General features: G+C 69.2%; 10 protein-coding genes. 2 read left to right on the top strand and 8 right to left on the bottom strand.

Annotation, left to right across the window (positions count from 1 at the left end; all coding sequences use genetic code 11):
* Nucleotides 1-210 precede the first annotated feature (210 nt).
* The 6 genes from ACFYXB_RS35930 to drmD form a co-directional block, all read right to left on the bottom strand.
* Nucleotides 211-543 carry a hypothetical protein gene (locus tag ACFYXB_RS35930; protein WP_389589233.1) on the bottom strand — a complete coding sequence of 111 codons (333 nt, stop codon included), beginning with the start codon at nucleotides 541-543 and terminating at the stop codon, nucleotides 211-213.
* Between the two features lie 212 nt (nucleotides 544-755).
* Nucleotides 756-1,517, bottom strand: a complete 762-nt coding sequence (gene drmC, locus ACFYXB_RS35925) for a DISARM system phospholipase D-like protein DrmC (protein WP_389589232.1) — start codon at nucleotides 1,515-1,517, stop codon at nucleotides 756-758.
* 53 nt (nucleotides 1,518-1,570) lie between these two features.
* The gene (drmB, locus tag ACFYXB_RS35920; protein WP_389589231.1) at nucleotides 1,571-3,406 is read right to left on the bottom strand and encodes a DrmB family protein; all 1,836 of its coding nucleotides are present in this window, start codon (nucleotides 3,404-3,406) and stop codon (nucleotides 1,571-1,573) included.
* Entirely contained in the window at nucleotides 3,403-6,930 is a 3,528-nt protein-coding gene (gene drmA / locus ACFYXB_RS35915) for a DISARM system helicase DrmA (protein ID WP_389589230.1), read from the bottom strand. Before drmA ends, drmB begins: the two co-directional genes overlap by 4 nt.
* Nucleotides 6,931-6,975: 45 nt before the next feature.
* Complete coding sequence (locus ACFYXB_RS35910; protein WP_389589229.1) at nucleotides 6,976-10,728, bottom strand: Eco57I restriction-modification methylase domain-containing protein; 3,753 nt, start codon at nucleotides 10,726-10,728, stop codon at nucleotides 6,976-6,978.
* A 236-nt stretch (nucleotides 10,729-10,964) separates the two neighbouring features.
* Nucleotides 10,965-14,180, bottom strand: a complete 3,216-nt coding sequence (gene drmD, locus ACFYXB_RS35905; RefSeq protein ID WP_389589228.1) for a DISARM system SNF2-like helicase DrmD — start codon at nucleotides 14,178-14,180, stop codon at nucleotides 10,965-10,967.
* A 531-nt stretch (nucleotides 14,181-14,711) separates the two neighbouring features.
* Here drmD and ACFYXB_RS35900 point away from each other — a divergent pair.
* Both ACFYXB_RS35900 and ACFYXB_RS35895 read left to right on the top strand, forming a co-directional pair.
* Nucleotides 14,712-15,548, top strand: a complete 837-nt coding sequence (locus ACFYXB_RS35900; protein ID WP_389589227.1) for a hypothetical protein — start codon at nucleotides 14,712-14,714, stop codon at nucleotides 15,546-15,548.
* Nucleotides 15,549-15,958: 410 nt separating this feature from the next.
* On the top strand, nucleotides 15,959-17,575 hold the full coding sequence (locus tag ACFYXB_RS35895) for a serine/threonine-protein kinase (protein ID WP_389589226.1): 1,617 nt from the start codon (nucleotides 15,959-15,961) through the stop codon (nucleotides 17,573-17,575).
* 999 nt (nucleotides 17,576-18,574) lie between these two features.
* Here ACFYXB_RS35895 and ACFYXB_RS35890 read toward each other — a convergent pair.
* On the bottom strand, nucleotides 18,575-19,708 hold the full coding sequence (locus ACFYXB_RS35890; RefSeq protein ID WP_389589225.1) for a caspase domain-containing protein: 1,134 nt from the start codon (nucleotides 19,706-19,708) through the stop codon (nucleotides 18,575-18,577).
* Entirely contained in the window at nucleotides 19,705-20,070 is a 366-nt protein-coding gene (locus tag ACFYXB_RS35885; protein WP_389589224.1) for a hypothetical protein, read from the bottom strand. The genes ACFYXB_RS35890 and ACFYXB_RS35885 overlap by 4 nt, the downstream gene beginning before the upstream one ends.
* Nucleotides 20,071-20,342: the final 272 nt, after the last annotated feature.

Raw genomic sequence — 20,342 nt, 5'->3', positions numbered from 1 at the left:
GCCCCAACCACCGGTGCGGCTGGCGCAGGGGCTCTGCGGCCGATTGGCCAGTCGCCCTGCTCACGCACCATCCGTCTGCCTCTGCGGGGCAGCGGCGATCAGCAGGTCACGCTGCGCCTCTTCGACGCCCAGCGTCAGACGAAAGGTGCTTGTTCAGCAGGTGGCCCCGCCTACCGCCGTTGGCACGGCCGCTCCCTGACGGTCTGGTGGTCACCATGTCAGATCCGTCCAATGAGGCTGTGCCCCCTTGTCGGCACGGTGAGCGCAATAGGCAGTCAGTGCTTCCAGCGCGCTCTGCTCGTCGGGCCCGGTGACGTCCGCGGTCGCGGCGCGGATCTCGAGGTCCCAGCCGTCTTGGATGGTGCCGGTGGAGGACAGCGCGTACAGCACGGCGGACTGGCTGTCGTAGAACTGGGAGGCGATGATCCGTGCCACGAGGTCAGAGATCACTCTGTGTTCGCGTTCCGCAGCGTCCAGCTCCGCCCGGATGATGTCCCAGTCGCCCATATCGCCCTTGCCGCAGAACCCAAGCCCGGCCGACACGATACGGACTCTCCGTCCGCCCGCTGGCGCCGCAGAGGGCGGATGACTGCTCGTGTCATGCAGGCGGTCTTGACTCGCGTGCAGCCCTGACCGGGCACTTGCCGGAATCCTGCCAGGCCTCGGCCCTCAATGAGGTTGTTGAGCCCAAGAGTACCCACGGGGGTGAATGCGGTGCCGCGCCCGTTACCGCGGTCGTCGACGGCCCGTCGCGGTCACAACCGCCTCAGGATGCCGTGCTCCTGGTTCATCAGCGTGCGGAAGTGCGCGACGAGGCGGCCGACCACCTCGGGGTTGCGCAGGACCACCCCGACCTCGAGGTTGTGGGTCAAGGCTTGCCCGGTGAGGTTGGCGCTGCCGAGGAGGGCCGTGTGATCGTCAGCGGCGATGAGCTTGGCGTGCAGCGAGGCGCGTCCGCCTTCGGTGGGGCGTCGGGTGGCAGGCCAGTGCCAGAAATCCGCGGCCAGGGTACCGAAGGCGATGCGGGCGTCCTGGCGTAACACGCCTCCGTCTTCGCGGGGAGACTCCAAGACCACGTCGAGGTGCACGGCGCGGTCGGCTGCGGCGCGTAGCTCGGTTATGACCTCCGGGATCTGGTACGCGGCGAAACTCACGACGATCAGACGCCGCCGGGCGGCCCGGATCACTTCGGCGATGACCTGGGCGGTATACCGGACAGGCACGGCCGCCGTTGTAGGACCGCTGACCACCAGGTCGACGCGGCGGGCCTCAGCCGCCGTGGTGTGGGCGACGGCCGCGGCCTGCAGGGCGAGAGCAACCGCCGGACCGTCCGGCGTCGGGAGGGCGCTGCTCCAAGCACGCATCAGCGCCCGGGCGAGCTCGGCCCGGGTGCCGCCGGGCCAGGCCGTCAGCAGCCGCGCCTCCACGTCAGGCGTGGGCGCGGGCGAGGCATGCAGCACTCGGATCCAGGCCTGCCGGTGGGCGGGCGGCAGTTCGGCCGCCAAGTGCGCGAGCACCGCGGGCAGCTCGGGAGCAGGCGCCGGCTCAGATGCCGGCGCAGGGGGAGCGGTCACTGCTTGAAGAAGCCAATAGCGGGGCCGGTGAGGGTGTCGACGACCAGGGCCCGGTCCAGGTACTGGTTGCCGCGTTCGCAGGTGGTCTCAGCGGCGAACAAGCACGCGTGGCAGGCCGCCCCGTACAGGCGCCCGTGGCCCCGGGGATCGTGCTCCGCGCACAGTGGGTCCGAGCTGCACAGGCTCGCCGCGTCCAGGGCCTGCTCGAGCAGAGGACCGAGCCGGTCGGCGTCGCCGAGGCCGACCAGCCCGCCCAGGGTGCCTTCACTGTCCGGGGCGGCGGTGTACAGCAGGATGCCGGCCATGGGTTCGGGACCGGTGCGGGCGTAGATGCGCTCGCTGATGCCGGCGGCGCTGTAGCCGGCCTCCAGGGCGAGCTGCCGGATCAGGACGTGGGAGACGGTGTGCAGTAGAAGGTAGCGTGCCCCGGGCCAGCCCTCATCGGGTTCCAGGTGGCGCTGGGCGCGCCAGGAGCGGTGGGCGGATCGCAGGACCGCCTGCCGCGCGGCGACATCGGGCCGCTGCTCCCAGGAGGCGATGCGGTCCTCGTTGAAGCGCAGGAAGATGCCCTCGCCGCGGACCTCGGCGCAGGGCAGCCAGGTGGGCGCGTGGGAGGACAGCGGGGCGCGGCGGTACTCCTCGGTGTCCACCACGCCCCACTCGGGCGCGTCGATGCGGGCGAAGCCGTACAGGGCGGCGACCTCGCGCAGCCGGGGCACCAGGACGACCTCGTCGAGCCAGTCGCCGGTCCCCGACGGCACGGCGGTGCGACGGGTGGTGAAATCGGGCAGCTCGACATCGCGGGGATCGGTGAAGGCCTGCCATTCGGGCGCGGCCAGGTCCAGGACGTCGTCCCCCTCACTGGCGGGAGCCTTCGCTGCGGCGGCCCGGCGGCGCACCGCCTTCCACACGGCGGCCTTGCCGAAGGGTTCCAGCATGGGCCAGCACTGCAGGCTGGGCATCAGCCCCACGGCGTGCTCCTCAGGGAGCAGGGCAAGCAACTCCAGCTGCCCCCAGTGCTCGGCGACCGCGTGGTCGAGGGGCTCGACGGAACGGGGCAGGCTGAACACGCGCATCTGCATGGCGAACCAGCTGTTGGTGGCGCCCAGAGCGACGGTGCGGACAGCGGTGCCGCACGGCTCGAAAGTCCCCAGGTGGGGATGGCGGCCGCGGCAGGCGGGCAGGTTCCGCTCCGCAGCCTCCCCGTAGGCCTCGGACATGGCGCGCCGCGCCCCGCAGGAGCATTCGACGTAGACGCTGGTGACCTCACCGGTGGTGCCGCGACCGATCAGCTTCAACGTGCCGTCCGGGCAGGGCTCGGCACCCCGGTGGACGAAATACACCCACGGAAAGTCGTCCATGTGCCCGTCCGGACACGCCAGAACGAAACGGGCGGGTACCGCGGTGGGCCGGTTACGGCCGTTGCCCCGACAGTTGTGCACGTAGCGGATCTTGTCGGGGGCGTACGCGTTGGGGATCAGCTCGAACAACCCGGACATCACCGGGGCGAGCCGGTTGCACTGCGGGTTTGAGCAGCGCAGCCACCGCGGGAACAGCCCGACCGGGACGCCGATGCGGCTCCAGTCGCCGAACGGGTCGGAGTCCTCGGGCGTGTAGGGCGGGGTGCGCAGGGTGTCGACCTGCGGGCCGAGGACCTTGCGCACCGCCGCGAGCAGGCGCTCCTCGCGGACGATGTCCGCCCGGTCCAGCTGCCAGCCGTCCAGCCCGAGGACCATCACCGACAAATTGGGCAGGTCCGCGATGGCGCCCACGCCGAAGGTGTGAAGGAGCTGGTTGGGGCGCAGCTCTCCGAGCCGCACAGTGGCATTCACGCGTTCCCTCCAGTGCCGTCCGGGCCCGAGGCGGGCAGGAAGGGCGGCTGATCGTGGTCCCCCAGATCGTTGCCGGTGGCCATCAGCAACCGGATGCCGGGCTCGACATCACGCAACGAGGTGGGGCACGTCGTCAGCCGCCAGCGCCCCTGATCGGGTTCGCGCAGCAGCCCGGCGACATCGTCGGCCTTACCCCAGGGCTTGCGGTAGGCGAGCCGGCGGGCAGGCACGGACCGCTCGTGCGCCCAGTGGTCCAGGCGCTGCTCGAGGGCCTGCTCGACCTCCAGGCCCGTGGCGTTGGAACCGGTGGTCTCCGCGGCACGCCGCTTCAGATACCGCACCACGTGGTCGGCGAGCCGGCTGTGCCGGTCGACGTCCCGAGCCCGCAAGTTGCCGTTGTACGTGGACTCCAGATTCCGGATCAATCCGGTGAGCACGCCGGTCAGCCCGCGGTCGACGGCACGCTCGGCGAACGGCGTCACCGACAGCGCCTCGACATGACGGTAGACCGTTGCGTGATAGTGCTCGAACCGCTCGTAGTGCGACAGGTCCCGAGGCCGGGCCCAGTTGAGCACGGTCAAGACCAGTCCCGGCGCCGCACGGCCCACGCGGCTGGTGGCCTGGATGTACTCGGCGGCCGACTTCGGCTGATTGGCCACCACCATCACACCCAGGCGGGGCACGTCGACACCGACCGCGATCATGTTGGTGGCCAGCAGCACGTCGATGGGCCGCTTGACCCCCTTGCCGCTCCTGCCCGCCCTGGCGCTGGTGGCCGGGAAGGCGGTGGACAACTGATCGAGGATCTCGGGGATGTCGCTGCTGGACAGTCGGGAGGTCAACTCGCGCAGCACCGGATCGTACCGGCGGGCCAGCACCGTACCGTCGGCCTGCGCCAGACGCGTGGAGACGTCGTCCTCGACCAGGCGCCGCATACCGCCCAGCTCCCGCAAGCTGTTGAAGTACCCGACCAGCGTCATATAGGGGTCGGTGACCGGGTTCCGGCCGTACTTCTCATGTAGACGCTGCGCCGATCCGAGCACCGCCACGTAGACGCGGATCAGGGTCGACTTGATTCGGGTGCCGTGGGCGCAGATCCCCACATAGCGCCGCCCGGGCACCTCAGCGGTGTCGCGCTGCCGGGCGAAGAAGGTGTCGCGCACATCCAGGCCCGGGGGCGGGAAGACGCGGGTGTCACGGAAGAACAGCGCGCTGATCTGCCGCTGGGCCCGCCGCACGGTGGCGGTGGAGGCGATCACCTTGGGTCTGACCGACCGGCCGCCGCCCATCTCCCAAGTGCACAGCCGGTCCACCGCTGTCTCGTACAGGCCCACCAGCGAGCCGAGCGGCCCGGAGATCAGATGCAGCTCGTCCTGGATGATCAGATCCGGCGGCCGCAGCGCACTCACCGGCACCGTACGCGCCGCCCGCGCATCCCCCTTCGCCGGATGGGAACTGCTCTCCCAGTCGGCGTCCTTCAAATCCGCGGTGAGGTAGCCGTGGCGTTCACAGCGCTCGGTGACGTTCCCGAACAGCGCCTGCGTCTCGCCCTTCCACGGCAGCTGCGCGAACTTGTCGACCGTGGCAATGACCAGGGACGGCAGCAGCCGGTAGATCTCCTCATCCACCACCACGACCGGCAACCCCTCCGGCCGGCCCTCGTCGTCCGAGCTGTTCCACTCCGTGAACGGGCAGACGAAGTGAGGGTCACCGCACAGGATCAGCGTGCGCCGCCGAACGCCGTCGACCCGGATGTCACGCCCCGGACTGATCGGGTTGCCGCACCACGGGCAGCCGGTGAGCTGGTGCGGGGAAGCCCGGTGCGACTCGCCGCGGTCGTTCCGCAGCCGGGTCAGCCACTCCTCGGCCGCATCCGTCCGGTTCGGCGTGACCTGCCCACCGACCCACAGGCCGATCCTGAACCGCTCCTCGCCCCAGGCGCCCGGGTCCTGGCGGCGCAGTACCTCGCACGCGCATATCAGCGCCGCGGCCCGCTGGAACTGCTGGATCGTCAGCAGCCGCAGCGTGTAGCGCATCAACACAGCCATGCCAGCACGAGGATCGCGATCCCCCCACGAGGGCTGCAGACGGCGCATCGCCAGCGTGAACGCAGTCAACCCTAGATAGGCCTCGGTCTTACCGCCACCGGTGGGGAACCACAAAAGGTCCGCCACACCCGAGTCCGTCCCGCGTTCCGGGTGAGCGGGATCGGCCAGCGCGGGCAAATTCAGCAGCACGAACGCCAACTGGAACGGCCGCCAGCTCCGGTTCTTGGCAACATCGCACTCCGCCAGCGCCGCCTCCAGCGTGACCCGCTGCGGATCCGCACGGCGCATGGCGGCGGCAAGACTGTGCACGCGCTGGAGGTGCATGGCTTGATTGGCAAACGCGAACGCCTGCCGCGCCGTCGCATCGGTCAAGACGAGCCGGATACCGGCCTCGATCCGCTCGGCCGCCTCCCGCGCCTGCGCAAGGTTGGCATTGGCCTCGTGCGCAAAGTCGTCCAAGTGCGCGCGGGAGTCGCTGATCTCCGCCTCACGGTCGGTAATCCACCGCCGGTAGCCGGTCACCAGCGGCATCAACGCCGCCTCCAGTTCCGCCGAACCCATTGCTCCCAGCCGGGCCATGTCCGTCACCAACTCGGCGAGTTCCGGCAGGTCCGGGTCCTCCGCCGCGGTAGGCACGTCGGTGTGCGGAATCTCGTACCCGGGCACGGCGGCCGTGCGGATCGCGACCGCGGCCAACGGATCCCCGGGCGCTACCTCTACATGAACCGCGACACCGTGGCCAACCGCGAACTCCGGATTAAACCGGTACGTCATCGCCAACCGGTTCTGCTCCTGCCGGTCAGCGGCATCCCCACCGGATGCCCGATCGACCACACGGCGCCGGAACACCGCAGCGCCGTCCGCAGCCGCGGCGGACAACTCAGCCTGGAACAACCACGCCTGCTGCTTACCTATGGCACCCGCCTGATCATTGACGAGGAACAGCGACACCAGCCAGTTGCCACCGAAGCGCCGCGCGCGGCCCCGCACCCGCACCTGCGGCGCCTCCGGATCCGGCGCGACCGGCTGCAAGTCACCTTCCACGAGCGGCACCGTGACCATGTCACCCATCGGAACCCGCCGCCACACGCTGCTGCGACGACTGCCCTCCGGCGCCGTCGCCGTCTCGTAGCGACCCCACGTCGCCGTCACAGCCAACTCCCGGGCCTCGCCGTCCACGCACGCGGTGAACCCAAACGTAGACGGGAAAAGGCTTGGCACATTGGGGGCGTCCGGCTCCGCATCGCCCTCTTCCCCGCCGCTGGGCTCCGCGCCGGCCAGGTTCTCCTGCTCACCCGGCTCGATCACCGCACCCCTCGGCGCGAGCCGCCCCAGCAGATACCGGTCGGTCGGACGCTCCGCGATCTCCTCCTGCACATCGCCCACCGGGCCGAGCAGGTCGGCCACCACGGCCGCCTCCAACTCGTTCCGGATCTCCGCCGCGCTCGGCACCCGCAGCACGCCCTCATCACCCATACGGCTCACCATAGGTTCCACGACTGACACGTCGGCAGCTCGCTTTCAGAACAAGGCATCCGGCGGTGGCAGCAGCGCGCCATCGTCGAAGCCGACGGCGTCACCGCCTTTTCCCCGGCCGCCGGCCTGCTCCTCGGCGTAACGGGCCTGGTTCAGCTCCAGTAGCCGGTCCAGCACCTCGACCTGCGTGTCGGGAGCTATGGTGAACCGGGACCCCTGCCAGGTCTCATAAAATCCATGGTCCAGATCCAGGTCCGTCCAGCCATAAGCTTCGTTAACCGCCTGGTCGATCTCGACGTGGATACGCCGCAACCGTTCGATCGCCGGATCCTTCACCTTCGGGTCGTGTACCTGGTTGTAGAGCTTGGTCAACCCCAGTTGCCGCTTCAACATGAGAGAGCGGCGGTAGGTGTCCAGCTCCTCGCCAACCCTGTCCATCCCGTCGGTGAGGTCGGGTTTTGGAAAGGTCTCGTAGACGTCAGAAGGGGTATACCGAATCCCCGCGCCAGCCCCGATGGTGGATGCCCGGGTAAAAACCCACCAGAAGTTTTGTGAACTGGATAGCAGGGCCAGGTCGCCAGCACGGTCGGTGGCAAATGTTATCGTTTGTTCGCTCGCCACTTGGCCAACTGGAACAAAAACGGGCAACACGGTATTGCTTACTCGCGCGATCACCAGTACGCGGTCAAGGCCAGCGGTGGACCTTATCAGGGCCGGGCGCTTCTCGGCATACTGCCACCAATAGTCTCGGTAAACCTTACGATTGTTCTTTTCCCGCTCCGGCTTGACCTCCGACTCGAGGATCGCGTAGAGATCTGAGTACTCCTTGGCCTGCTCTTCTGGCCAGTCGCGAAAGTTGATCACCCAGCGGCTGCCGAAGCAGTCTGCTCGGGAGTTGAGGTCCTGGCCGGTGAGGTAGGGGAAGAGTACGTCGGCGTTGCGCGGACTCTTCTCGATCAGTGCGCGCGCTTCTTCGGTCTCGAGGATGAAGCCCTTACCGAGGACGTAGGAGCCAACGAACGATTGCTTCGCGTTGGCCGCCAGCCGGTTTGGACGTCCGCTCACCCGGCTGGCTGGGTCGAGCAACGGCGTGATGCCGCGAACGGGTCGACCGTCGAGCAGCCGCCGCTCCGTCTTGCCGAGTCTGCCCAGCCACAGCAGCGAGACTTCCAGCGCCGCAGCACCGGGCCACGGCTGGGACTTCACCGCGCGGTAGATCAGCCGACCGCTCCCGGCCACCTGGTCTAGTCCGACTTCGCGGGTATCGCCCTGGGCAATGGTGTTGGTGGCGATGATGCCGATCCGACCGGTCGGCACTAGGCGAGTGTCGCGGAGAAGGAAGTACGCGCACAGGTCCGCACTGCCCGTCTGACCGTTCGCTATCTGTCCGACCAAATAGTCGCGGTAGTCCCTGCCCGAGCTTCCGGTGATCTTCTGTCCACCCACGAACGGGGGGTTCCCCACGACGGCATCGAAGCCTCGCCCGTTCGGCCCAAACAGCTCAGGGAACTCCAGGGGCCAGTGCAGCGGCCGGATCGGCTCGGGGCGCGGGCCGCGCAGCCAAGCGTCGATCCGCTCTCGTGCCGCCTGCTCCGCCGTGCTGTCGCCGCGCAGTGCGGCGTGAACTCCTTCGGACAGGCCAGTGAGTCGGTCGTCGTAGGCAGTTGCCTTCTGACCGGCGGCGGACAGTGCTGCGGCGACTACGGCGTCGGCGGCGAGGCGGAGCTTGTCAGTGAGATCGTCCGCATACATCAGCTTCTGCGCCTTGAGCTGCGCCTGCCGGATGTCGATGACGGGCGTGGCCGCGATGTCCTGGCGCACTTCGGTGGCCCGGGCGAGGATGCGAGCCGCGTCTTCCTCGATGTCGCCGTGCAGGCGGGCGTTGATCCGCCGGCCGGTGGCGGGGTCGAGGTGGAAGGCAGTGATCTGGTCGACGGAGGTCACGCCGATGAGAGAGTCGCCGTGGCGCAGGGCGTGGTCGAGGAAGCTGAAGGGCTTGTCCTTGGAGAGGGTGACCAACCACAGAGAAAGTTTGGCGAGTTCGACCGCCATGGGGTCGCGGTCTACCCCGTACAGGCACCGGTCCGCGACCAGCCGTCGCGCCGTCCGAGCCAGCTCGTCCCGGTCGGCCTCCTCACCGACCAGCACCGCTACTTCGGCAGGCAGGCCGTCGCGCTCCCACGCTTTCACCACCCGTTCTGCCAGGTAGCGACAGGCTGAGACGAGGAACGCGCCGGAGCCCATGGCGATGTCGGCGACGCGCAGGGCCAGTAGTTGGTCGGCAGTTTTGACCTGCCAGGTGTCGGGTTCGGCGCCGTCAGCGGGGCCGGGGGAGTAGCACAGGGGGGTGAGGGTGTGCTCGACGACTTCTTCGGCCAGGGCACGGGGGGTGTAGTGGGTGCCGGTGGCGCGGCGGTCGCCGACCTGGGTGAGGACGACGGAGCCGGTCGGGCCGACCACGGGCCAGCCGCGCAGGTCGTGGTGGAGCAGGCCGAGGAATGGGCGGATCCGTTTGGCGAGGGCGGCGTCGTTGTCGCAGGCAGCGTCCAGGTCGGCGAGGTCGTCGCCGGTCGGTTCGGTGGCGAGCGCCTTCTTCAGGGTGGCCGCGGTGAAGCCGGCCTTGTCCTTCAGCCAGGCCGCGAAGGCGGCTTCGCCTTCGGCATGTGCCTGCTCGACCTGGACGAGGGGCAGTTCGGGTTCCAGCTTGCCGGCCAGTCCCACGTACGGTTCGGTGACCCGCAGGCAGGAGAATTCCAGCAGGCCTTCGTAGACGTGGCCGATCTGTTCGACGTTCAGGCCCGCGTAGGAGAGCTGTTCGGCGCCGTGCTTGCCGCGCAGTACCAGGAGCGCGTCGAGGATCTCGCGGGCGACCCGGTCGCTGACCTTGGTGTCGGCTAGCCAGGAGTAGCGGTCGGGGTCGAACAGGGAGCCACCGTAGGCGGGGATGCGCAGGTCGGGGTGTTCGCTGCCGTCGTGCAGTGCGGCGAACGTGGCGAGCAAGCGCGGCCATGCGGCGGAGCGGCGGTCGCCGACCTCCTCGCCGTACAGGCTGCGCTCCTCCTCCAGGTGCCGGTGCAGGGTGGAGATGGCGTAGGAGTCGGCGTACAGCTCCGACTCGATCGGCAGCAGGCGCTGCTCCTCGGCATACAGCATGAACACCAGGCGCATCATCACGGTGAGCGCGGCCCGGTAGACATCGCGCGCCTCAACCTGGTCCAGCAGGGTGCCGCCGGATTCGCGGTCCAGGCGGGAGAGTTCGCCAACCAGCAGGTCGACGGCGGCGCGGACCTGGCGGCCCAGGGTGTCGGTGATCTCGGCCTGGGCTGAGGCGCTACGGTCGAACAGGGCGGCCAGGCTCGTGGTGGACGTCCCGTCCGGCCGGGTTGCGGGCGGCAGGACCCGCTGTGCGCTGAGGAGGGTGGCGAAGGCACGGAGCAGGATGCGCTCTTCCAGCCACAGGTCCGGGTCGAAGGCGGCGGCGCTGGTGGGTTCGCCGCGGCGGGCGTGGACCAGGATCCACAGGCGGCCGTTGGTGACCAGGGCGAGCGGGGTGCCGGTGCGGCGGCAGGCCTCGGCGGCCTGCTCGATGGGGGAGGGCTCGCTCTTGGATGCGCGGGTGAGTCGTTCCTCCCAGGGGCGGCGGTAGACGAGCAGGCGCGCGACGCGGCCGCCTGTCCCGTCCGGGCCGAATGCCATGGCGTCCGGCCGCAGGCTCCCGCCGTCGGTCAATGTGGTTGCAGTGAACTCGGCCGGTACGGCCGCCCCTTCGGCGAGGGTTGGGCCGCTGTAGGCGAGCATCTCTCGCAGGACCAGGTCCGTCCAGGCGGGCGCGAGCAGGTCGGGGGCCTCGCAGACCTCGGCCCAGGCCTGCCGGACGCGGGCCAGGGTGTCCTCGGGGATGGTTTCCAGCCCGTGCGGGAAGACCTCGGTGAGGACGGGCAGGGCGAGAAACGGCCCGTCGACCGGGAGGAGGCGCAGCCAGTCGGCGTGCTGCTGGCCAGGGGCGGGGGCGGCGGGCTTGGTTGAACGCGGCATCAGCGGGCACCTCGGGCCAGCGCGGAGGGGACGAGGAAGGTGACGGCGGCGGGGAACCAGCGCGCGGTGGGGTCGGCGTAGCGCTGGCGCAGGGCTGCGGTTTCCTGCTCGCGCAGGCCGGGGATGGCCTCCAGCCGCTCGGTGAGCGCGGCACGGTCCTTGCGGAGCTGGTTCGCTTCGGCGGCGACCTCGAAGAGGCTGGCTTGCTCCCAGTGGGCGTGGTCGGACAGCGCGGTGCGGATGGAGCGTTCCAGGTCGGCCAGAACGCTTTCGACTCCGGCGACCTCTTCGCTGCAGCGCCGTTCGAGCAGGCTGTGCAGGCTGCGGGCCCGCTGCTCGGCCCGGGCGCCCAGGGCCCGGCCCAGGGGGCCCTCCAGGGTCGGCCACAAGTCGGTGAGCCGGCCGAGGAGGGCGGTGTCGGGGAGTTGTTCGGTGGCGGCGTCCAGCCAGGAGGTCAGGTCTGCCTCTTTGGCGCGGACCAGCTTGCCACCCTCGATCAGACCGCCAGCGGTCACGATCTCCTCGTGCAGGCGGGTGCCTTCCGAGCCGGTGACTACTACGCGGCCGTGGGCGACGACGGCCGGGGTGCGCAGGGTGGCGCCGGGGACGACGCGGGCGGTGACCCGGGAGAGCTTCGCGCTGGTGCCTCCGGCCCAGATCTCGGCGCGCAGCAGGCGCAGGCACATCTGCACCAGCCGGTGGCCTAGATGGAGCAGGACCAGGTCGGTGCGGTCGGCGACTGCGTCGGCATCGAAGGTGATGGGCCGCTCGGCGCCGGTGACTGGGTGGTGCAGGCCGTCGTTGCGGGCATCGGCCCAGGCCCCGGGAAGCTCGGGCAGGCGGAAGCACGCGGCGCGGACGCCCTCGGGAGCCTTGGTCGGGATGAGGTCCTTGCGGTGGGCGAGGGCCAGCCCGGTGCGGACCACCCGCTCGACGGTGGCGGGGGAGAGGTTCAGCTCGCTGCGGCTGTCGGCCAGCGTCTCGGTGAGCCGCTGCAGGTCCCGGGCCAGGTCACGTTCGATCTTCAGTACCGCACGCCCGGAGCGGCGGGTGATCTCCGCATCAGCGGTCTGCCAGTCGGCGCGCTTCCCGAGCATCTTCTGCTCGACCTGGGTGGCGATCACCTCGCCGGCGCTGCCGAGGTCCTCGCGGATCTGGTCGACCTTGCGCGCGGCATGGTGCAGGAAGTACAGCTCGTTCTCCAGCGAGCCCTCGGCGAAGGCATCCGGGTCAGCCTCCGCTCGCTCCCAGCCAGCAGGCACGAAGTGGAATACCGCCACGCGTGAGGCGCGCTGGCCGTGCCGGTCGATGCGGCCGTTGCGCTGCTCGAGCCGGTTGGGGTTCCACGGGATCTCCCAGTGCAGCAGCCTGTGGCAGTACCGCTGCAGGTTGATGCCCTCGCTGGCCGCGTCCGTGGCCAGCAGGATCCGAACCTCACCACCGGGCAGGTGCGGGGACTCCTGGAAGACGTTCTTGACGTGCTCGCGTTCCTTCCCGTCCTGACCGCCGTGAAGCTGGGCGATCCGCTCGGCCGGAACCCCGGCGGCGATCAGCCGCTCATACAGCCACCGCTGGGTGTCGCGGTACTCGGTGAAAACGATGACCCGCTGGTCAGACCACTGGCCGCCGGGGCGGACGATCGGGTCGAGCCAGGTCGTGAACGCGCGGAACTTCCCATCCGCCCGGTCCTGCGCGCTCCGCGCCCACGAGCGCAGGCGCTCCAGCAGCTTCCGCTCCTCGGCCGACAGTGGCGCAGCGACCTCACGCACAGCACTGAATGCGTCCGTGGCCGCGGAGGCGAACGCCGCATCGTCCTCGGCGGTCTCCTCCAGCCGGTCGATCAGGGGCCGCAGCACCCGCGTGCCCGCCTCCTCGGCCAACGACGGGCGCGTAGCCAGCCCGAGGGGCCCGTGTTCGCGGGCGTTCATCGTCGCCAGGTGCGCGTCCACCGTCTCGGCGAACGCCTTGGGGGAGGAGAACAGCCTTTTCTTCAGCAGCGTGGTGACGAAGTCCGCGGCGGTACGCTGCGCCGCGCCCGAGGCCGCCTGCCGGCGGCTGGCCGCGTAGGAGGCGAGCATGCCGTGCGCCTCACGCTCGGCGTCGTCGTAACGGACCGGCAGCACTTCGAGGACGCGCTTGGGGAAGCGGGGTGTGCCGTCCCAGCGCGGCGGCAGATCCCGCTTGAGCCGCCGCACCATGACCTGCGCGAGCTGCTCGGGATTCGGCTTGACGCCGCGAGCGAACCGCTGGTCGTCCAGCAGCTCCAACAGCGCGGTGAACGACTCCAGATAGCCGTTGTGCGGGGTGGCCGACAAGAACAGCCGGTGCTCGCAGTGCGGGGCCAGCGCCCGGATCGCCCGGGTGCGCTGGGAGTCCACCGCGTATCGGCCGGTGCCGGACGGCACACAGGTGTGCACCTCGTCGACCACCAGCAGATCGAAGGCACGCGGGTAGTTGGGCACCGGTGGGAGCACCTCGCGCAGCAGCCGCATCGGTCGTTCCCGCTTGAGCCAGTCGATGCTGACGATCAGCCGCGGGTAATGCGTCCACGGGTTCGCGTACAGGCCACGGGAGCGGCGCAGCTCCTTGAGCATGCCGGTGTCGACGATGCGGAAGTCCAGGCCGAACTTGTCGCGCATCTCATCCCGCCACTGCACGGTCAAGCCGGCGGGACACACCACGAGCATCGTCCGGGCCCGGTGGCGAAGCATCAGCTCCTGCATCACCAGGCCCGCCTCGACGGTCTTACCGAGACCCACGTCGTCGGCGACGAGGAGGTTGGTACGGGGCATCGACAGCGCACGCACCACCGGGTCCAACTGGTAGTCCTCGATCTGAATGCCGGAACGGAACGGCGCCTGCAACGCGGTGCGGTCCGCCGAGGCGATGGCACCCCAGCGCACCGCGTCCAAGAACGCATCCAGCCGTTCGGGCTCGTCGAAGCCCCGCTCGGGGGAGGGCAGCACGTGCTGGTCATGGGCTACCGCCCCGTACTCCAGCTCCCAAACCACCCGCAGTTCCTCATCGCGGGCATCGTCCTCAATCGACACCAAAGTGACGACGTGCTGGGGCGGCGTTGTGAACGACGCGGTCGCGTCGCTGGAGGCCACCGTGCTGGCCACGACATCCGAGGCGATCCACTGACGATTGCGGACCGTCACAAGCTGTCCCGGTGCAGGCGCACCGGCGCTGTTGACCTCAACGAGATCAGGCATGCTTCGAAACCCCACCCCTGAAAGGCGCCCCGAATCCCGGTAAGAGAACCTCACCGAGTCTCCCCAACGGGGCAGTAGTGTGAAGATCGTAGTGGATTTGTGTAGCCCCGGGCAGGGGGTCTGCCTGGAGATGTGCCGGTGCGGGCGTCCGCACTCTCGACACGGCTCTCACCGCCGCGGAGTGAGCGTCATCGTCTGCACCCTGTGGTCGTTGCCGGACGCGCTCTGTGCCATCTAGACCACTGTCCTCCACGCCTGCCTCAAAGAACCAGGCCGCGACCCGAGGCGAGGCCTTCCGCGCGGGCGTTCGCTGCCAGGGCGACGAGGGCTGGGAGCGCACCCCAGAGAGCGCGGCTCCGTACCCGGCTGAGGACGCCTTGTCGGCCGCAGACCTGGAGTGGCGGGCGAGGATCAAGCGCTTCCCCGCGGGAGAGCAATCGGAGTGGCCCAAGCAATCGGCGCTGTCGAAGAGCAGCGGCGTGCTGCGGTCAATCGCGACAGGAACACCAGCGAGAGCGACGGCTGGCCCGCGTGCGGCAGCCCGGACGGCGACCGTCAGACCCACGGAGTCTGCCGCTCCGCCTCCGTGCCCAACTCGACGGCCTCGGCCCGGCATCGGAACGCCAGCGCGCCCGCATCCTCACCATCGGCGACCCCGACGCGTTCCTCGCCTGGACCGAACGCGTCCGACCCCTACTCGAGCCGGACACCGAGGCCGTACCCGACACACTGCGCGAGCTGTACCGGCGGGTGCTCGACGACACCCGCCTGGGGCCCCGGTCCCTGCTGCGCCGGATGGCGGCCGACCAGGGGACCGACGCCGCGAGTATGATCCGGCGCCACTCGGCGGACGCCGTGCGGCGCGCGATGAGCAGTGGATCGTGGGCCGCATTGATCCGCGACGTCGTGCAGGACTGGTGGCGCGAACAGGCGCCGCGTACCGCTGTGACGGTGCGCGACGACATGCGCCAGGAGGACTTCCTCCCGCTGCCCCTCCATCTCGGCGCGCTGCACGAGACCCTGAGGTGGTGCGGTGAGGCGGCCGAGGCAGCCGGCGCTCGGATCGACGTCGAACTGACCGTTCAGAACGGCGCGCTGCACGTCTGGCTCGGCCTTGACCGGGTCCATGTGCGGTCGGCCTGCGAGGACTTCGCCCGACTGCTGTCACACACCCTGCCCTACACCGACTGCCTCGTCGCCGACGACCACGTCTTGCTCCGCCTCCACGGTCGGCCTGACACGGAGGTCCTCTCCCCGTTGGCGGCCGCTGGACTGGACGCTTACCTGTCGAGCACCGACGTGGAACGACGGCAGTATCTGGAGAGGGCCGCAGAGGAGCCCATGGGAGAGAAGCAGCAGGTCTCCTGACACCAAACCCCGACCAGGCCGGGGTTCAGGGTCGGGTTCGCCGCCACCGACAGCGCGCTGCACGTCCGCTGCGGCGCCAGAGCTTCGCCACTTCGGCGATATTCCGGTGGACCCGCCCAGCTCGAGGTGGCGGCGGTAGAACCCGGGCGGTTAACCCCCCGTCCACCAAGGCCGCAGAGCCTTCTTTGTTTTTGCTGTCCTTGACCGAAAAGCTGCCCGCTCCAGAGCTCGCGCACCCGGCTGCGCAAGGCCCCGGGCCTGTTGCGCTGCCAGATGAGCGTGACCCATCCAGGGGGCGCAGCGGCCTGCTCACAGAGCTGGGCTCCGGGTGACTCAATGGTGCGCTGTGTGGGCCATGATGTGCGTGGGGAGCGCTGCCGTGCGGGTGGCGCTGTAGTGAGGGGTGAAGCGTGTTGCAGGAGTTGGGGGAGAAGGATCCGCGTACCTGCGGTGGTTTCCGGCTGTTGGGCCGGTTGGGAGCCGGTGGGATGGGCGTGGTGTATCTGGGCGAGGACGATGCGGGCCGGCAAGCTGCCGTGAAGATCATGCGCTCGGAGTACGCGGATGACGCGGTGTTCAGAGAGCGTTTTCATCGTGAAGCCCGGGCTCTTGCCGCAGTCAGCAGCCCCCACGTGGTCGAGGTGGTGCACCTGCCCACAGCAGGGGAGATGCCGTATCTGGTCACGGAGTACGTTTCCGGAGGTTCCCTCGCCGAGCGCCTGGAGGCTGGCCCTCTGCCCGCAGAGGATGTCGCGCGGCTTGCGGAGGCCTTGGCGCGGGCATTGGAGACGATTCACGCGGCCGGGATCGTCCACCGCGACCTGAAGCCGTCGAACGTGCTGCTGGGCGCGGACGGCCCGAAAGTGATCGACTTCGGCATTGCGCAGCTGGCCGACGCCACCGCGGTGACCCGTACCGGCTGGAGGCTGGGCACCCCCGGATACCTGGCGCCCGAGCAGCTGGCCACCGGAACCGCGGGTCCTGCGGCCGATGTGTTCACGTGGGGGCTCGTGGTCGCCTCTGCCGCCCTGGGACGTCACCCCTTCGGTACTGGGCCTGCCGAAGCGCTCGCCTACCGTATCCAGCACACCACACCGGATCTGAGCGGACTTCCGCCTCACCTTGTGCGCGCGGTCAGCGCAGCCCTCCGCTCCGATCCACGCCTACGACCCCTCAGCAGGGACCTGCCCCGCCTGCTGCGGGAGCCGGCCCCGCTCACCGCGTCCTACACCTATCCAGGCACTGCCACGCCGGCCAGCCGCGGCATGCGCTGGTGGCACAAGGCCGCTATCACCGCCGCCCTCTCAGGCGCCCTCTCGGCGACGCTGGTCGCCTACGCCCTCTCCCGTCAGTCGCCAGCAGCCGGCCATGCCTTGACACCGTCTGCACCCCCCGTCCGCCACAGTGCTGGCTCCACCACGCAGGCTCAGGCGGCCGCCTCCACCGCACCCACTTCGCCATCAAGGAAGCCGCCCGCAGCAACCAGTTCGCTGGCCATGTCCGCCCCCACGCCGTCTTCGCGCCCTGTCACCCAGGTCAATACCTACACGCCCTGGACGTTCGGCGAGCCCGCTGACGACGTCCGCGTCGTCGCGAGTGCCGACGGCAGTTGCTTTGCGTCCTCCCAGGCGGCCGTACGCTCTGACGCCTATCGGTGCATCGTCGGCAGCGAACTGAAGGATCCCTGCTTCAGCCCGCCCAATGACCTCAGCCCGGCCGTGCTGTGTCCCACCTCCGGCGCCATCGGCAAGGTCTTCAAGATCGACCTCACCGAGGCACTGCCTGATACCGGCGACATGGATGAACAGCAGCCCTTCCCCTTCAAGATCGTGCTCTCTGACGGACAGGTCTGCGATTCCTATCAGGGGTCCGGCGTCGCCATCGCCGGCAAAACCATGTCCTTCGGATGCCCCCACGGCGATCTCTTCGGCGGGCCCGATACCACCAGCAGCACCTGGACCATCGACTACCGTCCCACCGGCGCGAGCAGTTTCCACTCCACGGACATCGCCGTGGTCTATCAGTGAGCACCGCTGCGGCCTGCGCGGGCCGACGGGACCAGGTGATGGACGCAGCGATGTTCAAGGACCACATCAGCCAGTGGGCCTGCCAGTACGCCGGATACGTCCGCGTGTTTCGACAGGCCGTTTACCGGGCTCGTCGCTGGGCTCGCTCCGGATACGCAGCTCACCCTCGTACCGGTGGAACACACACAGCGTCTCTTTGAGGCGGACCGTCGGCGACCGGTCACCGTGAGCTGGGTTTCGACTTCGGGGGCGCGCCGTTGATGCCAGTTTTTGCGACCCGCCCGGCTCGAACTTGTCGAGGGTCTGCCGGTACCGTGCGTTGGAGACGTCCACCGCGTCTTTGACGTGCCAGGTCGGCGTTGGCTGGTGATCAGTGCGGTCAGGGCGAAGAGAGCGGTGGCGAGAGCGATCCGGATTTCTGCGGTCATGTCCTGCTCCTCCGTGTGTGGCGGAAGGTGTGACGCTGCAGGGCGCGGGTCAGGCGGGTCGGGTCTGTATCGCACGGGGCGGACGCGGCCCCTTCCGGGTCTTCCGCGTCGCAGCGGCACCAGAACTGTCCATGTGTCCCACGGGTTGGACGACCGTGCGGTGACGCCACGGTAGGTAATGGCGTGTATCGGCCAATTCTGGTTCATCTACTGCTCGGTTGGCCGTGTGGCTGCAACACTCTGTGGCCGGATGGCGGGTGATCCGCCGTCATATGTCATGGGTTTCGGGGGTGTTGGACGTGGCGGGGCGTTCGGGTCGGTACTACCGGGCAGGGCACTGGGTGAACCGGTCGTCAGGTAAGACGAGGCAGGTGAAGAAGTCCGCTACGGGTGTGGTAGTGGTCGGACTGCTGGTGGTGGGGGCCTGGTTGGGTTTGTTTTCCCACGGGTCGGACGCCAGCGGCACGACGCCTCAGCCCTCGCCCACATCCTCGTCCTCGGCGGGGCGGTGACATCGCACCGCCGTCGTGCCGTCCTGCGGCGGTGACGCCTCACACGCTGCAAGACGCGCTCACGGTCTGTTGCGCCTCCTTCCCCCCGGCAGACGCGGCCGCCATCCACGCGAACGGATTGGGGTGTCGCCGGTCGGCGGGGGAGTGGGTGCCAGATGTTCGGTGGTGCGCAGGTTGTGCCAGGTGTCTTTCCACGCCTGGATCCGGTCCGAGGGCACGCCGCAGGCGGCGAGGTAGAGGGCCGTGGTCTTCCAGGTCCGGGGGAGGGTTGTGCGGTTGAGGAGGGCGCTGATGGCGGCAGGGGACATGGGCGGGTCGACCTGCTGGCTGACAGCTTTGATGGTCTGGCCGCTGACTGCGCGTACTTCGACGAGTGCGTCGAGGAAGGCGTGCGGGGTGTGGCACTGTTCCGGGTCGGGCCACTCAGCTCCTGTAGGGTCAGCGAGAGTGCTGGCCGGTGTGGGCAGGTAGGCCTGATTGCGGGCGAGGATGAGCCGTCCGGCGGTGTTGCGGACACGTTTTTGCGGCTGTGGGAGACCTTGCGCCGCCAGCGCCGTGCGCAGCTGTCGGTAGACCAGGTCCAAGTCCAGGTCGCGGGCCTGGCCGGGGATGCCCTGGCGCAGGATGCGCAGCAACTCGCCGGTAAATGCAGTATGCGCGGCATTGGGCGGGGCCAAGGCCAGGCCGTTGTCGGGTGCTGCCGCCAGCAGGTAGCTGCCTTCGATCTCGGCCTGGTCCGCCAGCTGGTCGCTGCCACCCATTAGTCCCAGGGCCCGTCCACTCATGCAGCAGTCCAGGACGATGACGAACCGCTGTGCCGGTGAGTCTGTCAGGATTTCGCGCAGGGCCTGGTAGGTGACGCCGGTGTGGCTGCGACCGGAGACCGCATCGGGCAGGCCGAAGTAGAGGTCACCGCGGCTGTCGAGGAGCCCATGCCCGGCAAAGTAGATGAGCAGGGTGTCCTCGGCGAGCTCTGCGGCATGCTGTACGGCATCCAGCATGGCTGGTGCGGTGGCCGGTTCGGCAACCACCGTGCAATGGTCAGCCGGCAGACCCCAAGAGAGCGGGCTCGTCAGCAGGGCTGTTAGCTCGGGCAGGTTGTTGGCCACCGCTGGCAGCGGCTCAAGCCGGGTGTAGCGGCTGACACCGACGAGCACGGCCCAGGACATAACCGGATTGGGCAGCGCGCTCACGATGCGGACCGCGGCGTGCTGTCCGCCTGCTCGAGCGCGGCCACGATTCGCCGCACTTCCTCGTCCGTCCCCTCTGCCAGACTCACCTCGACATCGCCACGTCGAATCACCACCCGAGCTGGCCGGGGCCGGGTCTGCCGCCATGCGACCAGCGACAGCACGAATGACGCCGCGCTCCAGCCGTTACCGGTCACCAACTCCAGGACATCAATCAACTGCCCCATGGAACCTGGCTCGGGGGCCTTGCCGCCCAGCGAGACATTCTCCCCGCGCGCTGCTGGCTCGCGCCGCAACCAGCCCTGCAACGAGCGCAGCTCGGCTTCTTGTTGCCGCACCCCATCGACCCGTACCTGAATCCGCACCCGCTCCCCCTTCTCCCCCAACCCGCCTGGCGGCTGGACTCGTTGCATCCTGCCCACACCGGCAGGCCCGGGCACCTGCACCGTTAAGACAATTCGCCAGCCGTCTTGCCGCCCGCGGCGGAAGCGACCTGGGGGCGCAGGGCGGTAGGCGTCTGACCCGTCATGGTCGGTGGTTGACCCTGAACGGTTTTGAAGATCCGCGCCCGGATGCGTGCAAGACAAACCGATGACCAAGCGATGCTCCTTCTTGGGAACACCGGTGGCACCGACCA

Source organism: Streptomyces sp. NPDC002619 (assembly GCF_042889305.1).
In the GTDB taxonomy this organism is placed as follows: domain Bacteria; phylum Actinomycetota; class Actinomycetes; order Streptomycetales; family Streptomycetaceae; genus Streptomyces.
Note: the sequence above shows the minus strand (reverse complement) of the source record. Positions and strands in the feature narration are given on the sequence as shown.